This is a genomic window from Endozoicomonas sp. ONNA1 (assembly GCF_024606325.1).
GTDB lineage: Bacteria > Pseudomonadota > Gammaproteobacteria > Pseudomonadales > Endozoicomonadaceae > Endozoicomonas_A.
The window spans coordinates 1-1661 of record NZ_JAHHPN010000095.1 but is presented as its reverse complement, the minus strand read 5'-3'; the positions used below and the strand labels follow the sequence as shown (position 1 = coordinate 1661).

Annotated in this window: 2 protein-coding genes; both read right to left on the bottom strand. The window is 40.6% G+C overall.

The window, feature by feature from the left end:
- Positions 1-783, bottom strand: a 783-nt coding sequence (locus KDK19_RS02195; protein WP_257291255.1) for a hypothetical protein, incomplete at its 3' end; no start/stop codon positions are given.
- A gap of 698 nt (positions 784-1481) precedes the next feature.
- Positions 1482-1661 (bottom strand): RING-HC finger protein (locus tag KDK19_RS02190; RefSeq protein WP_257252585.1); only part of this gene is annotated, 180 nt, incomplete at its 5' end.

Here is a 1661-nt window from a genome sequence, read left to right as displayed (position 1 = left end):
TAATTCCTGTCGTAGTTGGGCTATCAGTTCATTTTGTTGTTGAATGACTATTGACCGATCCTGATGCTCAGAATCTGACTCCTCAACCGAACCCTCATTGTCTGAATCCTCAGAATAATCCAATGGATAGCCCAGGCTTTCTGACGATGACGCCTCTGATAATGCCGCCGATAATCCAGTGGTGAGGTCAATACGCAAAATGCTGAGTGTAAACTCTTGCATGCCACTCTCGGTAAACATAATCTGAGGTGCAGGACATGAGTGTTCTGGTCGTGATGGGCATTCTGAGCGGCAGAGGCTGGCTATATTGTTGTAGATAATGCCCAAAAGCTCGTGTGGCGCGTATCTTATCAGCAAGGTTGTCAGTGTCTCTGTGGATTCCAGCCCTGAATTGATGCACTGAAAAGCTTCTGATGCCATTGCAGTTAAACCGATTAGAAGTGCTGTCTCTGTGTCCAATGCGGCGTCATTCAATTGATGGACAATGCTTTGCGGAGAATGATATTCACTGACATTTTTAGAAAGCAATGCATTGGAAAATGCCTGAACGTAGCTTTCTCCGGTATAACGGCTATGCAACACTCTAAAGTAGGCCGAAAGTTCATCCATGGTAAGAAAATGAGGACCAAGAAAAGCAAGAAACATCAGTACTAAATCATTATTAACACCAATATCACTGAAATAATGTTCCGCTGAACCTAAATGAAAATAATGAAAACAAGGATTAGTTCTGTCATTTATGCTGACAGACAAAAACATCTTTTCAAAAAGGCTTTTTGCCATTGCATTGATTAACTCTTTATCATTCGAATTTCTTCCATTGATCTTATTTATATTTATAGTGAATATATGATGTATAAGTCTGAGTACATCTTGAATGCGATTTTTGTGAAATCGTTCATCCATGGCCACATAATTAAAATAAAAGTTTATCAGACGTTTAAAGTCTTGCTCAGTCACTTCGTAATTTTCACAAATTTCCAGTCGCCCATCTCCAGATACATGGTCAGAGGCTAAATTAAGATTGACAAAGCCAATGCGGATGTTTTCAAGTGGGCTCTGGTCTGTGTGTCTCGGTTTTCGGTTTAAAGGCAGTTTTGAGTTCGCCTTGAAATAGTCGTAAAATTCTCTAAGGATATAGGCGTCATTTGCCAGCCCCTGCTGATAAAAAAAAACACTGAAAATAAAAGCGTCTTATAGGAATACCATAAGGTCATACTTTCACCTGCTCTCGTTAAAACAACTGCACTACTACAACTGACATTTATCAGCAATAAATAAACCACTGTCGCATAATAAAGCCCTGAAGGCTGAATTATTCAGGGCTTTGGTAAAAGACAGTTTAGCTCTGTTTTAATACACTCGTGAAAACATATAGCAATCGATGCCGTTTATAGTAGGTAGCAATAATGGGCAGAAGATGTATCTCTGGCTCTCAGGCAAATACAGCCTCAAGCAATACACCAGTAATGTGCACACATTCAATAAAAAGACTTGTCGATCACCTTCATGTATGATGAAGGTGTTTCCCGGCAAAACGGGCAGTCCCTCTGCTCATGTACAATTCGCCCGGCACAACCCTCGCAGAAACCAGCGTGCCCGCAATTTTGTAACACCATAATGTCTTCCACCGGGTTGAAACAAATTGGACATTTTTTGGT